This window comes from Devosia sp. GW821-FHT12F11 (assembly GCF_058806655.1).
In genome coordinates this window covers 256387-274905 of sequence record NZ_JBXAPX010000007.1, presented here as the reverse complement: position 1 = coordinate 274905, position 18519 = coordinate 256387, and the positions used below count along the sequence as shown (strand labels likewise).

The window sequence follows — 18519 nt, the reverse complement described above, 5'->3', positions numbered from 1 at the left end:
AGGGGAGCACCAAGTACCTGCCCACGTGCCTAACGATACGTTGGTATCCGCGTTTGCGCCGAAGGTGAACTTGTCCGGGACGGTACCGGAAAACATGCTGATCCTCGTCGCCAATCGGGCCTGGAAGCGACCTCCTCCCTGCTTTCAGGCACGAACTGGCCTCCAATTTTGGAAGAGAGGATCAGTATGTCCAAACGCAGAGTCCTGCCGCTTGCCGCGGCGCTGCTGACTGCCGTTGCCTCGAGCGTCGCATTGCCCGCCATCGCTCAGACACAGTTCGCTCCCACGCCGCTCAGCCCCGACCAGGTCGGCTCGGGCCCGCGGCTGATTTACCTGCATCACGAATATCCCGCGACGCTCGACCCGCAGAACACCTCGGCGTTCGTCGGCCAGCTGGCGATGGAGTTCTTCGATACGCTGGTGACCTACGAGATCGATCCGGCGACCGGCATTGCCGACCAGACCAAGATCGTGCCGCGGCTCGCGAGTTCCTGGGACATTTCCGCCGACAACAAGGTGCTGACCTTCCACCTCAACCCGGCAGCCAAGTTCTGGGACGGCTCGCCCGTCACCGCCGACGATGTCTATTGGTCGATCGAGCGGGCGCTGGTGGGGCGCATGGGCTGGGGTACCACGCAGATCGAAACCGGCGGCATCTTCAAGGTCGACCAGATGAAGGTGGTCGACCCGCAGACCCTCGAGATCACCTATCCGGATGGGCTCGGCCGCTACGCGTTGCGCAACTTCGCTTCGATGTCGCTGACAGTGATGTCGAAGGCTGCCTGCGAAGCCGGCCGCACTGCCGAGGACACCTGGTGCGTCGAGTGGATCAAGAAGAACGCCATGGGTTCCGGCCCCTACATGCTGGGCGAGCAGCGGAACGGCGAGTACCTGACCGCCGTCGCCAACAAGAACTACTGGGGCGACGCCAAGCCGTTCTATTCGGAGGTGATGTTCCGGGTGGTGCCGGACGCGCAGACCCGCATGCTGCTGATGGAAAGCGGTGAGGCGGATATCGCCTTCATGACCCCCAACGAATACGCGGTGCTGTCGAAATCGCCGAACACCAAGGTGTTCTCGGTGCCCTCGCAGCAGGACGTAGCGGTGCTGCGCTGGAAGCCGGACGTGCCGCCGTTCGATGATCCGAAAATCCGCGAAGCGGTGATCAAGGCGATCCCCTATGAGCGGCTGGTGACCGAAGTGTGCAAGGGCTTCTGTACCCCGGTGCAGAACCTCGTCGGCGTCAACACGCCCGGCTATGTCGCTGACCCGGAATTCACCACCGATGTCGAGGCTGCCAAGCAGTTAGTGGCGGAGAGCAAGTATGCCGGGAACGTCCCCTCGTTCGAGGTGCCGGTGGTGCAGGGCTCGGGCAACATGACGGCCGGCGTCATCATCCAGGATGCGTTGCGCGGCATCGGGCTCGACATGCAGATCAAGCCGCTGACCCAGAACGCCTTCGACGATATCGCCTGGGGCAAGCGCGACCTCAAGGTCTCCATCCACTCGATGGGGCCGTGGTGGAACGACTTCATGTACTGGGCCTACTGGATGTACCGCACCGACAGCGCCACCAACCACATCCAGTTCTCCAACGCGACGCTGGACAAGGACGTGCTGGCGGCCCTGCTGGTGCCGCAGGATGACACCGAGACCTACGGCAAGCTGCAGACCGAAGTGCTCGGCATCCTCAATGGCGAGCACCTGGCCGCGCCGCTCTACCAGGTGAACTGGAACGCCGCGGTCTCCAGCCGGATCTGCAACGTCAACAAGTTCCCCTGGGGCACCATCACCTTCTCCTGGTTGCGCCCCTGCGCCTGACTCGCCCGTGATCTGCTGTCCCGGCCCCGGTCGGGACGGCTTCTTCCGACCATCCGGTGACCACCATGCGCCTTCCACCAATCCTGCTGTACATTATGAGGCGCTTGGCGATCGGCCTCGTCGTGCTGTTCGGCATCAGCGCGGTGGCCTTCTCGATGGCCTATCTGCTGCCGTCCGATCCGGTGACCAGCCGCTACCCCGATATCACCAACGAGCAGCGGGCCGAGATGCGGCGCCAGATGGGGCTCGATCAGCCGCTGGTGGTGCAATATGCGCGCTATATGGAGTCGGTGTTCCGCGGCGAGTTCGGCCGCTCCTTCGGCACCGGCAACAGTGTCGGGCAGGATCTGGCGCAGCGCATCCCGGCCACGCTCGAGCTCGCAAGTTTCGGTATCGCCTTCGGCGTGCTGGTCGGCATCCCGCTCGGGTTGCTCGCTGCCGTCCGACGCGGCAAGCCCACCGACCACCTGGTGCGGGTGGTCAATATCGCCATCCAGTCGGTACCGGCGTTCTGGCTCGGCGTGGTGCTGATCTTCCTACTATATTTCCAATGGCGGCTGGTGCCGTCGCCGATCGGCCGGCTGTCGCCGATGTTCATCTCGCCGCCGCCGGTCACCGGATTCCTGACCATCGACGCGCTGCTGGCCGGCAAACCTGACATTGCCTTTGCCGCCTTGCGCCAACTGATGCTGCCGGCGCTGGTGCTGGGCCTGGGCGTGATCTCGCCATTGGCGCGGATTACCCGCTCGGCCATGGGCGAGTCGCTGGGCGAAGACTATGTCACCTTCGGCCGGGCGCTGGGGCTGAGGTCACGCCAGGTGGTGCTGGGCGATGCGTTCCGTGGCGCGCTGGTGCCGATCGTCACCACCCTCGGTTTCGTCGTCGCCAACGTGCTGGCCGGCGCCGCCATCGTCGAGACGGTGTTCGCCTGGCCGGGGATCGGCCGCTACGCCGTCACCGCCATCACTACCTCTGACATGGCGCCGGTCTCGACCTGCATCCTGTTGATCGCCTCCAGCGTCGCCATCACCAACCTGCTTGTCGACCTCTCCTATGCCCTCATCGACCCCCGGATCCGGCATGAATATGCAAGGTGATCACATCGTGCCGCTCATGGCATCCCGCCCCCGACCGAGCCTCAGCTGGCGGAAGCTCTATTTCGGCGCCTTCGGCGGCGACCCGCTCGGCGTCGTCGGGGTGCTGCTGCTCGCCGTCCTGCTGCTGACGTCGTTGTTCGGACCGTTCCTCGTCACCCACGACCCGATTCTCACCACGCCCGACGTGCTGCTGCCACCTTCGGCGGCGCACTGGTTGGGCACCGATCATTTCGGCCGCGACGTATTCTCGCGCACCATCACCTCGCTGAGGATCGACTTCATCGTAGCCGGGGTCGGGGTCAGCGGCGCCATCGTCATCGGCTCGCTGATCGGGCTGATCTGTGGCTATGTCGGCGGCTGGTTCGATGACCTGGTGATGCGGCTGGTCGACATCATCCAGTCGTTTCCGCTGATCCTCGTCGCGATGATCCTGGTGCTGGTGCTCGGCCCGGGCGTCGAGAGCATCGTCATCGTCACGGTGCTGATCAACATTCCGCTCTATGCCAGGGTGATCCGCGGCCAGACGCTGAGTAAGAAGAGCCTCGAGTATATTGATGCGGCGCGCTGCTCGGGCGCCTCGGAGATGTCGATCCTGTTCCGGCACCTCCTCCCCAACACCGTCAACCCGATCGTCATCCATGGCAGCCTCAACCTCGCGGCGGCGGTGGGCAATGTCGCCGTGCTGTCGTTCCTCGGCATCGGCATCCGTCCGCCGACCCCCGACCTCGGGGTGATGGTGGCCGAAGGCACGAACTATCTTGTGCAGGGCGCCTGGTGGATGAGCATCTGCCCTGGCCTCGTTCTCGCCACCACGATTTTCAGCCTCAACCTGATGGGCGATGCGCTCGAGGCCCGCCTCGATCCGCGCCGGGGGAGCGAGTGATGGGCGAGAAACTGTTCGAAATCCGCGACCTGTCGATCGACACCACGCGCGGTGGGGTCACCCGGCGCATCGTCGAGAACATGAACCTCGCGGTGGAGCGCGGGCAGATTTACGGGCTCGTCGGCGAAAGCGGCTCGGGCAAATCGATCTCGATGATGGCGAGCGTCGGCCTCGCCGCGCCGGGCCTGCTGGTCAGGAGCGGCGAGGTCAGCTTCGGTGGCAAGCGGCTTGCCGCAGCCGACCAGAAAGGCTTGCGCGGCAACCTCTCGCATGGCGTGTCGCTGCTGTTCCAGAATGCCAAGGGGGCGCTGAGCCCGTTCCTCACCACCGGCCGACAGGTCGAGCGGGTGCTGGCGCAGCGGCAAGTGCACAAGGCGGCGCGGCCGAAGGAGATCGCCGAGCTATTCCGGCTGGTCGGGCTCAATTTCGGCGATCTCGGCGAAAAATACCCGCACCAGATCAGCGGCGGGCAGGCGCAGCGCGTCGCCATGGCCTGCGCCATGGCCACCAACCCGGCGCTGCTGATCGCGGATGAGCCGACCACGGCGCTCGATGTCACCACCGAACGCGAGCTGCTGCGTTTCCTCGCCCGCATCTGCCGGGAGCGTGACATGGCGATCGTTCTCATCGCGCATAACCTATCGTTGGTGTCGGAATATTGCTCCGGCCTCACCATCATGCATGCGGGGCAGGTGGTGGAGGAGGGCGCGCTGCGCTCGATCTTCGCCACCCCGCTTCATCCCTATACCCAGGGGCTGATCGCGGCAGTGCCGGATGTCGACGAGCCGCACGAACTGGTGCCGCTCAAGGGCAGCGTCTGGGGCGGACGCAGCGACATCGTGCGCTGCCGGTTCTCGCATCGCTGTCCGCATGTGCGGCCGCAATGCGAGGCTGGGCTTCCACCGGCCGTCGCGCGCGGCGAACACCAGGTGCATTGCGTGCTCTATGAGGGAGAGGCGGCATGAGCGCTCCGGCACTTAGCGTTCGCACGCTGATCAAGCTGTTCCACAACCCGGCGGCGCCCGAGGCGATGCCCGTGGGGGTGCGCGGCGTGTCGTTCGATGTCCAGCCCGGCGAAGTGGTCGGGCTGATCGGCGAAAGCGGCTGCGGCAAGACAACCCTCGGCCGCTGTGTCGTCGGGCTGCAATCGGCCGACGCTGGCGAGATCGTCGTCAACGCCACCAATTTCTCGGCGCTGCGCGGTGACGCCAAGCGCCGCTTCCGGAAGAACGTGCAGATCGTCTTCCAGCGCCCCGAAACCTGCCTCAACCCGCGGATGACGGTCGCGACTTTCGTCACCCAGGCGCTGCGCAACTTCCACACCGTGTCGCGCCAGGGCGAGCGGGCCCGGCTGATCGAGCTCGCAACGCTCGTCGGCCTCCGCGAAGAAACGCTGGAGCGCTACCCGCACCAGTTGTCGGGAGGCGAGCGGCAGCGCGTCGCCATCATGCGGGCGCTGGCCTGCGAGCCGCAGGTGATCGTGCTGGACGAGCCGACCTCGGCGCTCGATGTCTCGGTGCAGGCGCAAGTGCTGCGCACGCTCAAGGACCTGCAGGTGGCGGTCGGCACATCGATGCTGTTCATCAGCCACGACGTGGCGGTGGTCCGCTACATCTGCAGCCGCGTCATGGTGATGTATCTGGGCGTCATCGTCGAGGAAGGGCCGGCCGACGCGGTGTTCTCGGCGCCCTCCCATCCCTATACGCGCGCCCTGCTCGGCGCGGCGCCGCGGATCAAGCCGAAGCCGGATGACGGCATCGCGATGCGCGGCGAGCTGGTGCTCGGCGAGGTGAAGCCGGGCGAATGCCCGGTGCGCGCCCGCTGTCCGCTGGCGCATGAGCGCTGCCACACCGCCCCTCCCGTCGTCGAACTGGGCGGCGGCCATCGTGCCGCCTGCTGGCTCAGCGGCGAAACTCCTATCCGACTGTCAAACCAGACTGCCAACCAAGTCGATCAGAAAGCGGCATCATGACTATCAGTGAGTCCTTCTACGAACGGTCGATGGAACTGCCCTCCGAGCTCCTCGTCGGCGCCATCGACAGCCACGTCCATGCCGGACCGGTGCTGCGCTCCAATCCGGGGCACCAGGATCCGTTCGAAGTGGCCATCGAAGCGCGCGAGGCCGGCATGCGCGCCATCGTCTACTATGACGTGTTCGGCTGGGCCTCGGGCACGGCCTGGATGGTCAATCGCCATGTGCCGGGGATCAAGACCTTCGGCGGCTACCTGATGAACTCGGCGCATGGCGGGCTCAACCCGCGCTCGGTGCGCACCGCGCTCTATATGGAGGAAGGGTGCCGGTTCATCAGCTTCGGCTCGCACTGCACCTATTTCTCGGCCAGTCGGGAGTCGACGATCATCGATGGGCAACTCGTGCCGTTCAAGGATGCCTATCCGGAGTTCGTCAAGGAGGAGCTGAGCCGCGCCATCCGCATCCCCGAGGAAGGGCCGATCTCCGACGATCTGGCCGAGATCCTGCAGATGGTTGCCGACCATCCGGATGTCTATCTCAACACCGGCCATGTGTCGGGGCCGGAGGTGCTGCGCATCCTCGATCTCGCCGAGGAGTTCGGCATCCACAAGGTGCTGATTGCCCATCCGGCGCGCCAGCAGCTCAGTATCGAGCAGCAGAAGGATGCGGCGCGCCGCGGCTTCTTCCTCGAGGGGTGCCTGGTCGACTGGCTCTACCCGCACGCACCGCGCACCCATTACTACGTCGAAAAGAAGTACATGGACCGCTCGGGCGACCTGCCACGGCTGAGGCGCACCGCGACGCAGTGGATGAGCGATATCCGCGAAGTCGGACCGGAGCATTTCGTCTTGGGCACCGATTACGGCATTCGCGCCGCCTCGAGCCCGGTGCAGGGCATGCGTACGATGATCACGACGCTGCTCGACTACGAGTTCACCCCCGAAGAAATCCGCACCATGACGGCGCACAATCCGGCGCGCCTCATCGGCCTCGACCCGATCTGAGGACAGCTCATGGCGACCTACGAACCCTTCTACAACCGAACCATGGAACTGCCCGAGGAGCTCTTGGTCGGCGCCATCGACAGCCATGTCCATGCCGGACCGGTGCTGCGCTCCAATCCCGGGCATTTCGACCCGATCCAGGTGGCGGAGATGGCGCGTGCCGCCGGCATGCGCACCATCCTCTACTACGACGTGTTCGGCTGGGCCTCGGGCACCGCCTGGATGGTCAACCGCTACATGAAGGATTTCCGCACCTTCGGCGGCTACCTGATGAACTCGTCGCATGGCGGGCTCAACCCGCGCGCCGTGCGCACCGCGCTGAACCTCGGCGATGGCTGCAGGATGATCAGCTTCGGCTCGCACTGCACCTACCATTCGGCCTCGACGGAATCGACGCTGGTCGATGGCAAGCTGGTGCCGTTCAAGGATGCGATCCCCGGCTTTGCGGAAAAGGAGCTGAGCCGCGCTGTCCGCATCCCGACGGAAGGGCCGATCCAGGACGAGCTCAAAGAGATCCTCGACATGGTGGCCGAGCGACCCGAGGTCTACCTCAACACCGGCCACGTCTCGGGGCCGGAAGTGCTGCGGATCGTCGAACTGGCCGAGGAATACGGAATCAAGAAAGTGCTGGTGGCGCATCCGGCGCGCCAGCTGCTCACCGTCGAGCAGCAGAAGGAGATTGCCCGCAAGGGCTTCTTCCTCGAAGCTTGCGCGGTGGATTTCGGCGGGCCGTGGATGCCGCAGACGCACTATTATGTCGAGCGTGAACTGATGGACATGGGATCCTTGGTGCACGGCCGGGCGATGAGCTGGCTGCAGGGCATCCGCGATGTCGGGCCGGAGCAGTTCGTGCTCGCCACCGATTACGGCGTGCGTGTGCTACCGTCGCCGATCGAAGGCATGCGGATGATGATCTCGATGCTGCTGTATTTCGGTTTTTCGGTGGAGGAAGTGCAGACCATGACGGCGATCAACCCGGCCCGGATGATCGGTCTCGACTAATGCCGGTTCCCGATCTCTATGTCCGCAATGCGACGCTCGCCACCGACGAACAGGCGTTCGTCGGTGGCATCGTCATTGCGGGCGAACGCATCGCCGAAGTCGTCACCGGCAATCCCGAACGAGCGGCGACCCGGAGCATAGACGCAACCGGGCTGCTGCTTCTGCCCGGCCTCGTCGATGCGCATGTGCATTTCTCCGAGCCCGGACGCGGGCATTGGGAAGGGTTCGAGACTGGCAGTCAGGCGGCAGCGGCCGGCGGCATCACCAGCTTCGTCGAAATGCCGCTCAACGCCCATCCGCCGACCACCGACGCGGCCTCGCTGGCGCTGAAACAGGCGGCCGCCAGCGTCAGCCATGTCGACTATGCGCTATGGGGCGGGCTGGTCGACGACAACCTCATGCACCTGAGCGAACTGCAGCGCGGCGGAGTGGTGGGCTACAAGGCCTTCATGGTGACGGCGACCGATTTCGCCCGCTCCGATCGCCGCATCCTCAAAGCCGGCATGGAGCAGATCGCCCGGTTCGGCTCGTTCCTCGCGGTGCATGCCGAGGACGAGGCGATGACGCTCGAACTCACTGCGGCGCTCCGCGCCAAGGGACGGCGCGACCGCCTCGCCTGGGGTGAGGGCCGGCCAATAGAAGCGGAACTCGCGGCGATCGACGAAGCCATTGCGCTGGCCGAGGCGACGGGGGCCCGGCTTCATATCGTCCATGTCTCCTGCGCCGCCGGCATCGACCGGATCAGCGCCGCCAAGGCGCGCGGCGTAAAGGTGACGGCGGAAACCTGTCCGCATTATCTGTTCTTCGATGTCGACGATCTGGTGCGGCTTGGGCCGGTGGCCAAATGCGCGCCGCCGCTGCGCTCGCCCGGCGAGCGCGAAATGCTGTGGGACCGGGTGCTGGCAGGAGAGATCGACGTCATCGCGTCCGACCATTCGCCCTGCCTATGGGAAGAAAAGACTGCCGGCGACGACGACATCTATGCCGCCTGGGGCGGCATCTCCGGGCTGCAGTCGACGCTGCCGGTGCTGTTCACCGAGGGGGTGCGGCGGCGTGGCCTGAGGCTCAGCGAACTGGTGCGGATGACGGCAAGCGGTCCAGCCCGGCTGTTCGGCTTTGACGACCGGAAGGGGCGGCTCCTCGCAGGCGCCGATGCCGACCTGGTGCTGGTCGATCCGGAAGCCGAGTTCACCCTCGAGGCCACGGATCTGTTCTATCGCAACCCGCACAGCGCCTATGTCGGTGCTCACTTCGTAGGCAGTGTCCAAAGAACGATCAGCCGCGGGTTGACTGTCTATCAGGAGGGGCGAATGATCGGTCCATCCGGACATGGTAGGCGGCTCGACGGAGCAGGTCTCCGCGATGCTGCCAGCTCGGAAAAACGCTTGTTCAGGGTTTGAGGGCGATGGGTTTTTCGGCGGGCGACTCGACCATTGACAGCGGCGCTCCGCTCGCCCGCCCGCTCTATCGCGACGACGACGACGGCATGCAGTCGCTGCGTTTGAAGCACCTGCTCACCACCGATATCGACCCCGCCGAAAAAGGCCGACTGATCGAGCGGCTCGACCGTTCGCTGGTTGTGACCGGGGCCCGCTGGGCGGCGTTGCTGGTCACCGGCGAGCGTGGACTGCAGGTACTGGTGGCAGGTGAGATTCCGCCGTCGATCCACAGGCAGCTGGGCGAGCTCAGGGTGCGCCGTGGCGAGGCGCTGAGTTTTCCGGTGCATGTCACCAATCGCGCCGCCAGCCAGGGCTATGCGGTCGAAGGGGCGGTGGTCGCCGGGCGGGATGCGCCGCAAGGGCACGTGGTTCTGGGTTTCCCGCTGGCGGAGCGCGGTTCGGCGCGCCGCATCGACCTGGTCAAGCTAGTGGCCGACGATCTCAGCGGCCTGCTCGAAGGCAATGCGCTGGCCGCGCAGATGGAACATATCCGCAGCCACTTGTCGCTGGTGCACCGGCTGGGGCAGCAGGTGACCTCGATCCATGACCGGGGCGAGCTGTTCGAAGAGATCACCCGGCTTATTCATCGCTCGCTCGGCTACGAACACATCCAGCTGCTGCTGACCAACGAGGCATCCGGGCGGATCGAGCTGATCCATGCCAGCGGGCCGTTCGCGCCGCAGTTGATGACGGCGGGGTTCAGCGAGGCGATCGGCCGCGGCATTATCGGCCGGGTGGCCGAGACCGGGCGGACGCGGATGTCGGCCGACGTGACGCTCGACAACCACTTCGTCTCGCATGCCATGCTGCCCAACACCGCATCGGAACTGGCGCTGCCGCTGCGGCTGGGGGCACGGGTGGTCGGCGTACTTGATATCCAGAGCGACCGCCGCGATGCGTTCCGCCGCGACGACGTGATCCTGTTGCAGACCATCGCCGACCAGATCGCCCCGGCGATCGAGCAGAACCGGCTGTTCGCGGCCGAGCGGCAGGAACGTGAACTGGCCGATACGCTTGCCGATGTGTCGCGGATCATTTCCTCGAGCCTCGATTCCTCCCACGTGCTGGAAGCGGTGCTGCAGGAGTTGCGCCGGGTGGTGCCGCATCGCGGCTGCCGGGTGACGTTGCGCGGCGATGACGGGATGATGCGGGTGGTCGCCGCCAGGGGCTATCCGGATGACGAGCTGGTGCGCCGGGTGGCGTTCCGGCAGGAGGACGCGCCGCTCAGCGAACCGGTAATGCGCGACCATCGCACGCTGATCATCGGCGACGTGACGCGCGAGGCCGATTGGGTGTGGCAGCCGGGCACCGAGCAGGTGCGTTCGTGGTGCAGCGCCCCGCTGGTCTTGGGCGACGAGTGCCTCGGGTGGCTCTGCATCGATTGGCCGGAGCCCGATTTCTACAACACGGAGCACGGGCGGATCGTCCGCACCTTTGCCGACCAGGCTGTGGTGGCGATCGGCAATGCAAGGCTGTTCGCCCGGGTGAAAGAGCTGAGCGAAGTGCTCGAGCAGAAGGTCGCCGACCGCACCGCGCAGCTCCGCGACGCGCGCGACGAGATCGAGCGCAAGGCGCGCGAACTGCAGGCGCTGCTGCGCCGGCTGGTCGGGGTGCAGGAAGAGGAGCGCCGGCGCATCGCCTATGACCTGCATGACAGCGTGGCGCAGTCGATCCTCGCCTCGACCTACGAGCTGCAGGCGCTGCGCCGCCGGGTGGGCGACAGCCCCGACCTCGACCAGCGCTTGACGCAGTGCCAGCGGCTGCTCGATTCCACCTTGCGCGAGATGAAGCAGATCATTTACGCGCTGCGCCCCACCGTGCTCGACGAGCTCGGCCTGATCCCGGCGCTCGAGAACTACCTCGCCTCGCTGCCGGCCAGCGTGCCGATCGCCACCGATATCCGCATCGACGGCACCCCGTTCACGCTCGGGCCAGAAGCTGACCTGGCGGTCTACCGGATCGTCCAGGAAGCCTGCCAGAACGCCGTCCGGCATGCCGGGGCGCGCTCGTTCGGGCTGGTGCTCAGTTTCAGCGAGACGTGGCTTGAAGTTTCCATTCGCGACGATGGTTGCGGCTTCACCATCGACGCGGCGGAGAATGGGCTGGGGCTGGTGGGGATCCGGGAGCGGGCCAGCGCCGTCGGCGGCGAAGTCACCATCGACAGCAGCCCCGGCCTCGGAACCAACATCGTCATTGGAGTGCCAAGTGGTGCAACCGCGCATTAAGGTGATGATCGTCGACGATCATGAGATCTTCCGCCGCGGCGTCAGGAGTCTGCTGGAAGGCGAGGACGACATGCATGTCGTCGCCGAGGCCGGCAATGCCACGGATGCCCTCACCGAACTCGGCAAGCGCAAGCCCGAAGTCGTCACCATCGATATCCGGCTTGGCACCATGGATGGCATCCAGCTGGTGCGGCTGATCAAGGCGCGCCCCGATGCGCCACGCTGCATCATCCTCTCGACCTATGACGACCGGCAGTACCTGGTCGGGGCGCTCGAGGCCGGGGCGGACGCATACCTGTTAAAGACCAACTCCTACGAGACGCTGGCGCAGGCGATCCGCTCGATCCATGCCGGCGAGCGCATGCTGTCGCCCGAGCTGATCCCCACCATGATGGAAGAGTACCGCCGGGTGGCAGCGCAGCAGATCCAGCGCGACAGCGGGCTGACGCCACAGGAAGTGCGCATGCTGCGGCTGCTCGCCGATGGCGGCCGCTCGCAGGATATCGCCAGCGAACTGGCGCTGACCGAGATCACGGTGAAGCGCAAGGTGCAGGAGATCACCACCAAGCTCAACGCTTCCAACCGGGTGCAGGCGGTAGCCGAGGCGATCCGGCGTGGGGTGATTTAGGGGTACGGGCCGGATATAGGGCGCGCTACCTGCCTCACCCACAGTGTCACCCCGGCCTACGCGCATACGCGCTAAGTTACGATCGTGCCCACCGAGTTTGGGGCGCCGCCGGGTAGCAAGTTCGCCGATGGGCGCTGCATAAGGGCGGGAGGGGACGAACCCGATCAGGCACTGAAAACCAGCTACACTCGCTTGGTCGACAGCACGTCGAACGTCCGTTCGATCGTCGCCACGGCGCGGTCGTAGTCGGCCAGCGCCAGGGCGGCGATCAGGGCGTCGATGATGGCGAGCTGGGCGATGCGGCTGGTCATCGCTTCGGTGCGGAACTGGGTTTCGCGGGCGAGCGTGTTGAGCACGATATCGGCGTGGCTGAGGATCGGCGACTTGCCGAAATTGGTGACGGCGATGGTGGTGGCGCCGGCCTCCTTGGCGAGGCGGGTGGCGGTCAGCGTCTCGATGGTCGAGCCCGAATGCGAGATGGTGAGCACCGTGACATCGGGAGTGCAGAGCGCCGCGGTGATCGCCTGCACATGGCTGTCGACTGTGGCGCGCGAATTGATGCCGATGCGCAAGAGCCGGTAGTTGGCGTCTTCGGCGATGGTGGCGGCGCTGCCGATGCCGAACACTTCGACGCGGCTCGCCTTGCGGATGGCAGCGACGGCGCGGCTCAACTGACCGAGGTCGAGCGCCTTCTGGGTATCGTGCAGCGCCTGGAGGTCGGAACGAAAGATCTTTTCGACCACGGTCGCGAGGTCATCATCGGGCTCGAGATCCTCATGGATGAACTGCACCGGCTGCACCAGGTCGCGCGCGATGGCGATCTTGACCTGCTGGAAGCCGCGGGCGCCGAGCTGTTGGCAGAGGCTGATGACGCTGCCTTCGCTGGAGCCGGAACGCTCCGCCACTTCGGTCACCGACATGTGGACGACGTCGGAGGCATTGGCGGTGATGAAATCGGCGATGCGGCCGGCCGTGGGCGGCAGGTTCGGCCGGAGCGCTGCGATGCGGTCGAGGATGCCGGAGAGCTGGCCCGGTTCGGTGCGGTCGGTGCTCATGCGGGCATGAGCTCGCGCAAAGCCTCGTTCAACCCACCGGGCACGGCCTGCCAGAAGGTCATGCCGAGGGCCCGGGAGCCGGCGCCGTCGGTCAGGGGATTGTCGCCGATCATCACACCCTCTTCCGGCTCGATGCCGAGCCGCTCGCAGCCGAGCCGGAACAGCGCCGGCTCGGGCTTGCCGATCACCGTATGCGGCACGGGACCGGCGCAGGCAAGCACGGCCGCGGCCAGGGCGCCGGCCTCGGGTACTGGCTGGCCGCCGGGGCCGGGATGGGTGGTATCGGGGCAGGCGACGACCAGCTCGGCGCCGCGCGCCATTGCCTCGGCGGCGGCGGCGAGCTTGCCGTAGTTGAAGCGCCGGTCGCGCGCCACCAGCACAACGTCGGCTTCAGGCTGGTCGACGTCGAGGCCCAGCCGCCGCGCATAGGCGCGGAGCGGGGTCGAGCCGAGCACCATTACCCGGGCGCGCGGCTGGCGCCGGGCGATGGTTTCGAGGGCGCAAGTGCCGGCGAGGATGATGCGGTCGGCCGGGATAGCGATGCCGAGGTCGGCGAAGCGGCTCGTGAGCTGCGGCGGGGTGTGCTCGGAATCGTTGGAGACGATGGCGAAGCGGCCCTCGAGCCGGCTCAGCAGCTCGCGGGCTCCCGGCAAAAGGTGCCGGCCGCTCATCAAGGTTCCGTCCAGGTCGATGAGGTAGCCGCGTGCGGAATGCACATTGGGCAGCAAGGCGTAAACTCCCCAGAGCGAGATCAGGAAAAGTTGCAGACTTTTCCGGTTCGATCTCGCGACAAACAAGGACTTGGGAGCAGGAGGGCGGTTCAGCGAAGCGCCATCGTGCTCCTGTTTTGCATGCAGAATCTGGACTGAGCTTGTCTCAGTGTCAAGCTCTGGAAATACTGAGGAAGTTTCATAAGACTGTCACACAGCGGGGCTATCGGTTGGGCAGCAACGAGAGGGCCGAGCCATGAAGATCGCGATCATTACCGACATCCATCACGGCCCGCAGTCGCACACCAAGGAGCCCGGTTGGGATGCATTGCAGGTAATGCGCGACTGCATCTGGCATGCCGGCGAGCAGGGCGCCGACCTGTTGCTCGACCTCGGCGACCGCATCTCCGACACCAGCCGCGAGGGCGACCGGCAGGTGGCGGCGGAAGTCGCTGCGACCTTCGCGACGTTCAACGGGCCGCGCTATCACGTGCTCGGCAATCACGACGTCGCCAACATGAGCATCGCGGACAACGAGGAGATCCTCGGCCAGTCGATGGAGAGCTCGGTGGTCGATCTCGGCGAAGCGCGGCTGATCCTGTGGCAGCCGGGCGTCAAGATCGAGTGGCCGACGGGTTTCCCGCACGCCGCGGCCAACCTCGACTGGCTGGTCGAGACGCTCAGCGCCGATAGCAAGCCCGCAATCATCGCCACCCACGTGCCGCTCTCGGGGCATCTGCAGGTGGGCAACTATTACTTCGAGCGCAACCCGCAATTCTCCACCTATCCGGACCACGTGACGGTGCGCGAGGCGGTCGAGGCGACCGGCAATGCGGCGCTCTGGCTCTCGGGCCATGTGCACTGGAACACCGTCACCAATATGCGCGGCCTGCCGCATATCACCGTGCAGTCGGTGAGCGAGCGCTTCACCACTTTCCCGCAAGGCGCTGCCGCGTTTGCCATGCTCGAGATCGCCGACGGCAAGTTCTCGCTCGAGGTGCATGGCCGAGACCCGTTCGCCGTTTCGATGCCGTTCCGCCGCTCCGGCGAGCGGCCGTGGATGCCGGCGCTGGCGCCGTTCACGGCGCGCGACGTGCCGGCGGAGCGGGAGGCAGAACGTGCTTGATTTCCTCACCCGGCGCACGCTCGGCTCGCTCGCGACGCTGATCGTCGTGGTGGTGGCGGTGTTTTTCGCCACACGCCTCTCCGGCAACGCCATGGACTACATGCTGCCGCCGGGGATCGACACCGAGACCAAGGCGGCGATGGTGAAGCATTTCGGCCTCGACCAGCCGTTGTGGCTGCAGTTCTGGCGCTATGTCACGGGGCTGTTCAGTGGCGATGTCGGGATCAGCCTGTTCGAGCGCCGCTCGGTGGTGGCGATCTATGCCGAGCGGCTGCCCAATACGGTGATGCTGTTCAGCTATGCGCTCTTCCTTTCTGTCGCCCTCGGCGTGCCGCTGGGGATTGCCGCGGCGCTCAACCGCCGCAACCCGCTGGGCTCGGCGATCATGGCGGTAGCGTTTGTCGGCTACGCGACGCCGAACTTCGTCCTCGCCATCGTGATGATCCTGATCTTCTCGTTCAACCTCCACTGGTTGCCGAGCTCGGGCGACGCGACGCCGCTGCATTTCCTGATGCCGTCGCTTGTCCTCGCGGCGCCGATGCTGGCCGAGATCGTCCGCTTCACCCGCAACGCGCTGCTCGATGTGCTGAGCCAGGATTATCTCCGCACCGCCAGGGCCAAGGGGCTGCCGGAATGGCTGGTGATCGTCAAGCATGCGCTGCGCAATGCCGCGATCCCGGTGGTGACCATTATCGGGCTGCAGGTGGCCGGCATGGTGGCGCGCTGCGTGCTGGTCGAAGCGGTGTTCGCCACCAAGGGCATCGGTGACCTCGTGGTGTTTGCCACCATGCAGCGCGATTACCCGGTGCTGCAGTTCGGCGTGATCCTCATCGCCGCCCTGGTGGTGGTCGTCTCGCTGGTCGTCGACCTGCTCTACGCCGCCATCGATCCTCGCGTGAAGGTGACAGCATGACCGACCTTGCCGCTCCCCTGCCTGGCCTCGCGCCGGCCCCCAACACCCGCAACAAGGCTCGTAACAGCCGGCGTGGCCAGGGCACGCTCGCCATGCTGTGGCGCAAGGCCAACTGGCTGATGCGCCTCTATATCGGGCTGTTCGTCTTGATCCTCCTCGTGGCGTTGTTCGCGCCGCTGCTGGCGCCGTACGATCCGAACGCCCAGACGCTACTGGCGCGGCTGCGTCCGCCGGTCGGCTTCGATCGGGCCATGGCGGCGCATCCGCTCGGCACTGACCAGCTCGGCCGCGATATGCTGTCGCGCACGCTTTACGGGTTGCAGCTGACCATGCTCATCGCCCTCGTCGGCAGCCTCATCTCGATGCTGCTTGGCACGGCGCTCGGCGTCCTTGCCGGCTATGTCCGTGGGCCGCTCGGGGCGCTGATCATGGCGCTGGTCGATATCCAGATCGCCGTGCCGTTCACGCTGATTGCGCTGCTGGTGATCGCGATCTTTGGCAACTCGCTGCCGGTGTTGATCACGGTGATCGGCATCGCCGGCTGGGAAGCCTATGCCCGAGTGGTGCGGGCCCAGGTGCTGACGGTGTCGCGCATGCCGTTCGTCGAGGCGACGATCGCCGCCGGCGCCACGCACTCGCGCATCCTGCTGAAGCATATCCTGCCCAATATCGTCTCGCCCATCATCGTGATGTGGACGATGACCTTCTCGGCGCTGATCCTCCTCGAAAGCTCGATGTCATTCCTCGGGCTCGGGGTGCAGCCGCCCACCGCTACGCTCGGCTCCATGGTCGGTCTCGGTCGCGATTATCTCGCCTCCAACCCTTGGATCGCCGTCGTGCCATCGCTTGCCATCATGTTCGTCTCGCTGCTCGTCCTCCTCATCGGCGATTGGCTGCGCGACGCGCTGGACGTCAAGCTCAAGTAACCGGGGCCAACCCGGCAACCCGGCTGTCGCGGTCTCCCAATCCCCGCGCCCGCCTGTCACCACCCCGCGCGTCAGTCCTCTGTCCGATAATCCATCGGCCGGCCGGGAGGGCGCATGTCAAAAACAGGATGCTGTCATGCACAAGACCCTGCTCATCGCCCTCGCCACGACCACCATGCTGGTGGCCCCTAGCCACGCGCTCGACCTCAAGGTCGCGGTGCAGAACCTGCCGGCCACGCTCGACCCCGGCAAGGACCACTCCAACACCGGCTCGCAGATCTACTACAACGCCTTCGATCCGCTGATCGAGAAGGACTATGCCGCGGCCGAAGTCAGCTTCAAGCCGGGCATCGCCACCGAGTGGAAGCAGGTCGAACCCACCATCTTCGAGGTGAAGCTGCGCGACGGCGTCAAGTTCCATAACGGCGCCACCGTGACCGCCGAGGACGTGGTGTTCTCGTTCGAGCGCATCATCAACGAAGCGACGCCCGAGTTCGGCTCGGTGAAGAAGCAGTTCTTCAACAATTTCGAGAAGGTCGAGGCGGTCGACGCCAACACCGTGCGCTTCACCACCTTCAAGCCTGAGCCGCTGTTCGAGACCTTGCTCAATACCTCGGAAGGCTCGATCGTCCCCAAGGCCTATATCGCCGGCCTCTCGGGCGACCCCGCCGTGGTCGAACCCTCGGACTTCGACGCCTTCGGCCTCGCGCCGGTCGGCACCGGCCCCTACTCGATCCAGAACTTCCAGCCCGGTGAGGGCCTGACCTATGTGAAGTTCGCCGATTACTGGGGCGACAAGGCGCCGCTCGATAGCGCCGAACTCCGCCGCATCCCCGAGATGGCGACCCGCATCACGGCGCTCGCCAATGGCGAAGTCGACCTCATCACCAACGTGCCGCCCGACCAGCTGGCGACCATCGAAGCCAACCCGAACCTCAAGGTCGAGGGGGCGGTGACGCCGCTGTTCCACGTGGTGTTCTTCAATACCGAGAACCCGAAGCTGGCCGACAAGCGCGTTCGCCAAGCGCTCAGCATGGCGATCGACCGGGACCTGCTCAACGAAGCGCTGTGGCTGGGCAAGGCCGTGGTGCCCTCGACCCACACCTACCCGCAATATGGCGAGCTCTACATGCCGGAGCTCCAGACCTTCGAGTACAACCCGGAAAAGGCCAAGGAACTGCTGAAGGAAGCCGGCTTCGAGGGCCAGACGGTCCGCTACGACACCGATCCGGTCTACTACACCAATGGCCTCCTCGCCGCGCAGGCGATCAAGGAGATGTGGGCAGCGGTCGGCGTCACCATGGACCTGAAGGTCGATCCCAAGTGGACCGGCGACGACAAGGACATGGAATCGCGCAACTGGTCGAACCCGATGTACTTCGCCGACCCGGCGGGTTCGTTCGGCACGATGTGGAGCCCGACCGGCGCCCGCATCACCGGCGGCTCGTGGAAGCCGAACGAGGCCTATTCCGGGATGTGGGAACGCTTCCGCTACTCGACCGATATCGAGACTCGCAAGGCCGCCTATGCCGAGATCATGGCCTATGTGAAGGAAGAGGCGCCGTTCCTGGTGCTGTACCAGCCGTATGAATCCTACGGCATGAGCAAGTCGCTCGAGTGGAAGCCGCTGCCGGGCCACATCCCCTACGTGCTCGACTTCCGCGCCGGCGCCGTCGCCTTCAACGACTGATTGTTTATGCCGGCGGGGAGCGATCTCC

Annotated in this window: 16 protein-coding genes; 14 read left to right on the top strand and 2 right to left on the bottom strand. The window is 65.7% G+C overall.

What is annotated here, in order from left to right:
• Positions 1–186: 186 nt before the first annotated feature.
• The 10 genes from AC1ROK_RS21025 (at position 187) to AC1ROK_RS20980 (ending at position 12071) form a co-directional block, all read left to right on the top strand.
• The gene (locus tag AC1ROK_RS21025) at positions 187–1821 is read left to right on the top strand and encodes an ABC transporter substrate-binding protein (protein ID WP_492850531.1); all 1635 of its coding nucleotides are present in this window, start codon (positions 187–189) and stop codon (positions 1819–1821) included.
• A gap of 95 nt (positions 1822–1916) precedes the next feature.
• Positions 1917–2918: an ABC transporter permease gene (locus AC1ROK_RS21020; protein WP_492850529.1), complete on the top strand. Its 1002-nt coding sequence runs from the start codon at positions 1917–1919 to the stop codon at positions 2916–2918.
• Positions 2902–3801, top strand: coding sequence for an ABC transporter permease (locus AC1ROK_RS21015; RefSeq protein ID WP_492850527.1), 900 nt, complete (start codon positions 2902–2904; stop codon positions 3799–3801). Before AC1ROK_RS21020 ends, AC1ROK_RS21015 begins: the two co-directional genes overlap by 17 nt.
• A complete protein-coding gene (locus AC1ROK_RS21010) occupies positions 3801–4766 on the top strand; it encodes an ABC transporter ATP-binding protein (protein ID WP_492850525.1) in 966 nt (321 codons plus the stop codon). The genes AC1ROK_RS21015 and AC1ROK_RS21010 overlap by 1 nt, the downstream gene beginning before the upstream one ends.
• Entirely contained in the window at positions 4763–5773 is a 1011-nt protein-coding gene (locus AC1ROK_RS21005; RefSeq protein WP_492850523.1) for an oligopeptide/dipeptide ABC transporter ATP-binding protein, read from the top strand. Before AC1ROK_RS21010 ends, AC1ROK_RS21005 begins: the two co-directional genes overlap by 4 nt.
• Positions 5770–6777, top strand: coding sequence for a DUF6282 family protein (locus AC1ROK_RS21000; RefSeq protein ID WP_055875815.1), 1008 nt, complete (start codon positions 5770–5772; stop codon positions 6775–6777). Before AC1ROK_RS21005 ends, AC1ROK_RS21000 begins: the two co-directional genes overlap by 4 nt.
• A gap of 9 nt (positions 6778–6786) precedes the next feature.
• A complete protein-coding gene (locus tag AC1ROK_RS20995; RefSeq protein ID WP_492850521.1) occupies positions 6787–7779 on the top strand; it encodes a DUF6282 family protein in 993 nt (330 codons plus the stop codon).
• Positions 7779–9179, top strand: coding sequence for an allantoinase AllB (allB, locus tag AC1ROK_RS20990; protein WP_492850519.1), 1401 nt, complete (start codon positions 7779–7781; stop codon positions 9177–9179). The genes AC1ROK_RS20995 and allB overlap by 1 nt, the downstream gene beginning before the upstream one ends.
• 5 nt (positions 9180–9184) lie before the next feature.
• Positions 9185–11443 carry a GAF domain-containing sensor histidine kinase gene (locus AC1ROK_RS20985; RefSeq protein ID WP_492850517.1) on the top strand — a complete coding sequence of 753 codons (2259 nt, stop codon included), beginning with the start codon at positions 9185–9187 and terminating at the stop codon, positions 11441–11443.
• Positions 11427–12071 carry a response regulator gene (locus AC1ROK_RS20980; RefSeq protein ID WP_492850515.1) on the top strand — a complete coding sequence of 215 codons (645 nt, stop codon included), beginning with the start codon at positions 11427–11429 and terminating at the stop codon, positions 12069–12071. Before AC1ROK_RS20985 ends, AC1ROK_RS20980 begins: the two co-directional genes overlap by 17 nt.
• 182 nt (positions 12072–12253) lie before the next feature.
• Here AC1ROK_RS20980 and AC1ROK_RS20975 read toward each other — a convergent pair whose 3' ends face one another.
• Together AC1ROK_RS20975 and AC1ROK_RS20970 are read right to left on the bottom strand one after the other, a co-directional pair.
• Entirely contained in the window at positions 12254–13126 is an 873-nt protein-coding gene (locus tag AC1ROK_RS20975; RefSeq protein ID WP_492850513.1) for a MurR/RpiR family transcriptional regulator, read from the bottom strand.
• The gene (locus AC1ROK_RS20970) at positions 13123–13842 is read right to left on the bottom strand and encodes an HAD-IIA family hydrolase (RefSeq protein ID WP_492850683.1); all 720 of its coding nucleotides are present in this window, start codon (positions 13840–13842) and stop codon (positions 13123–13125) included. The genes AC1ROK_RS20975 and AC1ROK_RS20970 overlap by 4 nt, the downstream gene beginning before the upstream one ends.
• A gap of 250 nt (positions 13843–14092) precedes the next feature.
• Here AC1ROK_RS20970 and AC1ROK_RS20965 point away from each other — a divergent pair, with 250 nt between their 5' ends.
• The 4 genes from AC1ROK_RS20965 (at position 14093) to AC1ROK_RS20950 (ending at position 18491) form a co-directional block, all read left to right on the top strand.
• Positions 14093–14962, top strand: a complete 870-nt coding sequence (locus tag AC1ROK_RS20965; protein WP_492850511.1) for a metallophosphoesterase family protein — start codon at positions 14093–14095, stop codon at positions 14960–14962.
• On the top strand, positions 14955–15875 hold the full coding sequence (locus tag AC1ROK_RS20960; protein ID WP_492850509.1) for an ABC transporter permease: 921 nt from the start codon (positions 14955–14957) through the stop codon (positions 15873–15875). Before AC1ROK_RS20965 ends, AC1ROK_RS20960 begins: the two co-directional genes overlap by 8 nt.
• Positions 15872–16801 carry an ABC transporter permease gene (locus AC1ROK_RS20955; RefSeq protein ID WP_492850507.1) on the top strand — a complete coding sequence of 310 codons (930 nt, stop codon included), beginning with the start codon at positions 15872–15874 and terminating at the stop codon, positions 16799–16801. Before AC1ROK_RS20960 ends, AC1ROK_RS20955 begins: the two co-directional genes overlap by 4 nt.
• A gap of 136 nt (positions 16802–16937) precedes the next feature.
• Positions 16938–18491 (top strand): ABC transporter substrate-binding protein, encoded by a 1554-nt coding sequence (locus tag AC1ROK_RS20950; RefSeq protein ID WP_492850505.1) that lies wholly within the window; start codon positions 16938–16940, stop codon positions 18489–18491.
• Positions 18492–18519: the final 28 nt, after the last annotated feature.

Excerpts from the sequence above, each read along its gene's own strand:
- AC1ROK_RS21025 (WP_492850531.1), top strand. The coding sequence starts at position 187 with ATGTCCAAACGCAGAGTCCTGCCGCTTGCCGCGGCGCTGCTGACTGCC.
- AC1ROK_RS21020 (WP_492850529.1), top strand. The coding sequence starts at position 1,917 with ATGAGGCGCTTGGCGATCGGCCTCGTCGTGCTGTTCGGCATCAGCGCG.
- AC1ROK_RS21015 (WP_492850527.1), top strand. The coding sequence starts at position 2,902 with ATGAATATGCAAGGTGATCACATCGTGCCGCTCATGGCATCCCGCCCC.
- AC1ROK_RS21010 (WP_492850525.1), top strand. The coding sequence starts at position 3,801 with ATGGGCGAGAAACTGTTCGAAATCCGCGACCTGTCGATCGACACCACG.
- AC1ROK_RS21005 (WP_492850523.1), top strand. The coding sequence starts at position 4,763 with ATGAGCGCTCCGGCACTTAGCGTTCGCACGCTGATCAAGCTGTTCCAC.
- AC1ROK_RS21000 (WP_055875815.1), top strand. The coding sequence starts at position 5,770 with ATGACTATCAGTGAGTCCTTCTACGAACGGTCGATGGAACTGCCCTCC.
- AC1ROK_RS20995 (WP_492850521.1), top strand. The coding sequence starts at position 6,787 with ATGGCGACCTACGAACCCTTCTACAACCGAACCATGGAACTGCCCGAG.
- allB (WP_492850519.1), top strand. The coding sequence starts at position 7,779 with ATGCCGGTTCCCGATCTCTATGTCCGCAATGCGACGCTCGCCACCGAC.
- AC1ROK_RS20985 (WP_492850517.1), top strand. The coding sequence starts at position 9,185 with ATGGGTTTTTCGGCGGGCGACTCGACCATTGACAGCGGCGCTCCGCTC.
- AC1ROK_RS20975 (WP_492850513.1), bottom strand. The coding sequence starts at position 13,126 with ATGAGCACCGACCGCACCGAACCGGGCCAGCTCTCCGGCATCCTCGAC.
- AC1ROK_RS20965 (WP_492850511.1), top strand. The coding sequence starts at position 14,093 with ATGAAGATCGCGATCATTACCGACATCCATCACGGCCCGCAGTCGCAC.
- AC1ROK_RS20955 (WP_492850507.1), top strand. The coding sequence starts at position 15,872 with ATGACCGACCTTGCCGCTCCCCTGCCTGGCCTCGCGCCGGCCCCCAAC.
- AC1ROK_RS20950 (WP_492850505.1), top strand. The coding sequence starts at position 16,938 with ATGCACAAGACCCTGCTCATCGCCCTCGCCACGACCACCATGCTGGTG.